The sequence below is a fragment of the Rhodoblastus sp. genome, from assembly GCF_041915505.1.
GTDB lineage: Bacteria > Pseudomonadota > Alphaproteobacteria > Rhizobiales > Beijerinckiaceae > Rhodoblastus.
On the sequence record NZ_JAYSBG010000370.1, the window covers coordinates 1 to 3,296 of the forward strand.

Consider the following 3,296-nt stretch of genomic DNA (forward strand, 5'->3'; position numbering starts at 1 on the left):
GGGCTGAGGATGTTCTCGCCGTCCAGCAGAACCTCGCCCTCCGCGCGTTGGCGCGGATAGAGGTCGTACATGCGGTTCAGGACGCGCAGCAATGTGGACTTGCCGCAGCCCGAGGGGCCGATGAAGGCCGTCGTCTGATTGGCGTAGAGCGTGACATTGACCGACTTCAGCGCCTTGTGGTCGCCGTAGTAGAAGTCGAGATTGCGGACCGACATCTTTTCCGCGAGCTTGTCGCGCGATGCGGGGGCTTCCTGCGAAAGAACATTGGTCATTTGCTGGTCCTTTGCGCGCCGAGAACACGAGCGGTGATCGACAAAGTCAGAACGGCGAGGGTGATGAGAAGCGCGCCGGCCCAGGCGAGCGACTGCCATTCCTTGTAGGGCGACAGCGCGAACTGGAAGATCACGACCGGAAGGCTGGCCATGGGCGCGTTCAGATTGGTGCTCCAGAACTGATTGTTCAGAGCGGTGAAGAGCAGCGGCGCGGTCTCGCCGGAAACGCGCGCCACGGCCAGCAGCAGGCCCGTGATGAGGCCCGCGCGCGCCGCTTTATAGGCGACATGGCGGATGACCAGGGAGCGCGGCAGGCCGAGCGCCGTCGCGGCCTCGCGCAAAGTTCCGGGGACGAGGTTGAGCATGTCCTCAGTGGTGCGCACCACGACCGGCACCACCAGCAGCGCCAACGCAACCGAGCCCGCGAGCGCCGAGAAATGGCCCATCGGCACGACGGTGATCTCGTAGACGAACAGGCCGATGACGATCGATGGCGCCGACAGCAGCACGTCATTGATGAAGCGCACCACGGTGGCGAGCTTCGAGTCGCGGCCATATTCGGCCATATAGGTGCCGGCGAACATGCCGAGCGGGGCGCCGATCAGCACGCCGAAGAAAGTCATGATCAGCGAGCCGACAATGGCGTTGGCCAAGCCGCCAGCGGAGCCGGGCGGCGGCGTCGTCTGGGTGAAGACGGCGGGCGAAAGCCCCGAGAGGCCATTCCACAACAGAGCGAACAGGATGAGGGCCAACGCGATCAGGCCCACGCCCGCCGAAGCGACGCAGAGGCTCATGGCGATGGCGCTGCGCGTCTTGCGCGCGGCTTGCAAGGCGGACATGTCAGCGCGCTCCCTTGCTCTGGATCCGCATCAGCATCAGACGCGAGATGGCGAGGACGATGAAGGTGATGATGAACAGCAGCAGGCCGAGGGTGACCAGCGACGAGGTGTAGATCTGGCCGTCGGCCTCGGTGAATTCGTTGGCGATGGTCGCCGAAATGGTCGTGCCCGGTCCGAGGATCGAGGGATAGATCTTGTGCGCGTTGCCGATCACGAAAGTGACCGCCATGGTCTCGCCCAAGGCGCGGCCAAGCGCGAGCATGACGCCGCCGACCAGTCCGACGCCGGTATAAGGCGCGACAATGCTGCGCATGACTTCCCAGCGGGTGCAGCCAACCCCATAGGCGGCTTCCTTCAGCACCGGCGGAACCGTGTCGAACACGTCGCGCGAGATCGAGGAGATCAGCGGCAGGATCATGATCGACAGAATGATGCTGGCCGTCAGGATGCCGATGCCATAGGGCGGACCGGCGAAAACCTGATTGAGTAGCGGCACACTGGCGAAGGTCCCGATCAGCAACGGCTGGACCGTCGCCTGCAGGAAGGGCGCAAAGATGAACATGCCCCAGATGCCGTAAATGATCGAGGGAATGCCGGCGAGCAGCTCGACGGCGATGCCGATCGGGCGACGCAGCCCATAGGGGCAGAGCTCGGTCAGGAAGACGGCGATGCCGAAGCCGAGCGGCACGGCGATGATCAGGGCGATGACCGAGGTGACGATCGTGCCGTAAATGGCGGGCGCGCCGCCGAAATTCTCGGTCACCGGGTTCCAGGCCTGCGAGGTCAGGAAGCCGAAGCCGAATTTGCTCAAAGCGGGAATGGAGCCGTCGATCAGCGAGATGATCACGCCGCCGAGCATCACCAGGACCGCGATCGCGCAGGTCTTGGTCAGCAGATGAAAGGCGTTGTCGCCGAACTGGAACTGGCGCAACACTTTTTCACGAAGTCCGCCCTGCGCCGCAGGTTTCGCAACGGAACTCAATGCCGCCTCCGCCATATCTCGTTCCTCGTCTTTGATCGCGGCCGGGGACGCGCGCCCCCGGCCGCCGTGAATGCGATTACGAAGGCGCTTACTTGGCGGCTTCGTAGACCGGCTTGCCGTCGGAGGTCTTGACGTCCGTCCAGGCCTTGCGGATCAGACCGATAACATTATCGGGCATCGGGATGTAGTCGAGCGCCTCGGCCTCCTTGGCGCCGTTCTTGAAGGCCCAGTCGAAGAACTTCAGGGCTTCGCCGGCGACGGCCGGATCGCTCGGGGCCTTCGGGATCAGGATGAAGGTGGCCGCGGTGATCGGCCAGGACTTCTCGCCCTTCTCGTCGGTCAGGATTTCACGGAAACCCGGCGCATTGGCCCAATCCGCATTGGCGGCGGCGGCCTGGAAGGTCTCCGAGCTCGGAGCCACAACCTTGCCGTCGCGGTTCACCAGACGGGCGTAGTTCATCTTGTTCTGCTTGGCGTAGGCGTATTCGACATAGCCAATCGAAGCCTTGGTGTTGGCGACGGTGTTGGCGACGCCTTCATTGCCCTTGGCGGCGAGGCCGGCCGGCCATTCGACGGCCGGAGCCGCGCCGATCTTGGCCTTCCAGTCGTCCGACACCTTGGAGAGGTAGTCGGTGAAGTTGAAGGAGGTGCCCGAGCCGTCCGAACGATGGACGACGGCGATCGGGGCCTCGGGGAGCTTCACGCCCGGGTTGAGCTTGGCGATGGCCGGATCGTTCCAGCTCTTGATCTCGCCGAGATAGATCTTGGCGACGGTCGGGCCGTCAAGGATCAGATCGCCGGGATTGACGCCGTCGAGATTGACGACGAGCACGATGCCGCCCATGACCTGCGGCCACTGGACCAGACCCTGCTTCTCAAGCTCTTCGGCCTTGAGCGGAGCGTCGGTGGCGCCGAAGGTCACGGTGCGGGCGATGATCTGCTTGATGCCGCCGCCGGAGCCGATCGACTGATAATTCAGGCCGATGCCGGTGTCCTTCTTATAGGTGTCGGCCCATTTGGCGTAGACCGGATAGGGGAAGGTCGCGCCGGCGCCGGAGATATCGGCGGCGAACGCGACCGCGGCCGCGCCGACGACGGCGACCGCGAGAGCGGAACGAAGGAGGAATTTCGACATGCCAGACCTCTCAGGAGGTTGAACTTCACACGCGAGCTGTGAGCCGCTCGCGGATTGCGCGGAAGCGC

Annotated in this window: 4 protein-coding genes; all 4 read right to left on the reverse strand. The window is 64.2% G+C overall.

Annotated features, from left to right (window positions below; translation table 11 throughout):
• The coding region (locus tag ACE3S9_RS17035; RefSeq protein WP_374547672.1) for an ATP-binding cassette domain-containing protein at positions 1-272 on the reverse strand (272 nt) is incomplete at its 3' end.
• The gene (pstA, locus tag ACE3S9_RS17040) at positions 269-1,111 is read right to left on the reverse strand and encodes a phosphate ABC transporter permease PstA (RefSeq protein WP_374547673.1); all 843 of its coding nucleotides are present in this window, start codon (positions 1,109-1,111) and stop codon (positions 269-271) included. The genes ACE3S9_RS17035 and pstA, both read right to left, overlap by 4 nt.
• A 1-nt stretch (position 1,112) precedes the next feature.
• A complete protein-coding gene (gene pstC / locus ACE3S9_RS17045; protein ID WP_374547675.1) occupies positions 1,113-2,108 on the reverse strand; it encodes a phosphate ABC transporter permease subunit PstC in 996 nt (331 codons plus the stop codon).
• A gap of 73 nt (positions 2,109-2,181) precedes the next feature.
• Entirely contained in the window at positions 2,182-3,228 is a 1,047-nt protein-coding gene (gene pstS, locus ACE3S9_RS17050; protein ID WP_374547676.1) for a phosphate ABC transporter substrate-binding protein PstS, read from the reverse strand.
• Positions 3,229-3,296 lie beyond the last annotated feature (68 nt).

Bases quoted from the DNA above. Each gene is read 5' to 3' on its own strand.
- pstS (WP_374547676.1), bottom strand. From the start codon at position 3,228: ATGTCGAAATTCCTCCTTCGTTCCGCTCTCGCGGTCGCCGTCGTCGGC.
- pstA (WP_374547673.1), bottom strand. From the start codon at position 1,111: ATGTCCGCCTTGCAAGCCGCGCGCAAGACGCGCAGCGCCATCGCCATG.
- pstC (WP_374547675.1), bottom strand. From the start codon at position 2,108: ATGGCGGAGGCGGCATTGAGTTCCGTTGCGAAACCTGCGGCGCAGGGC.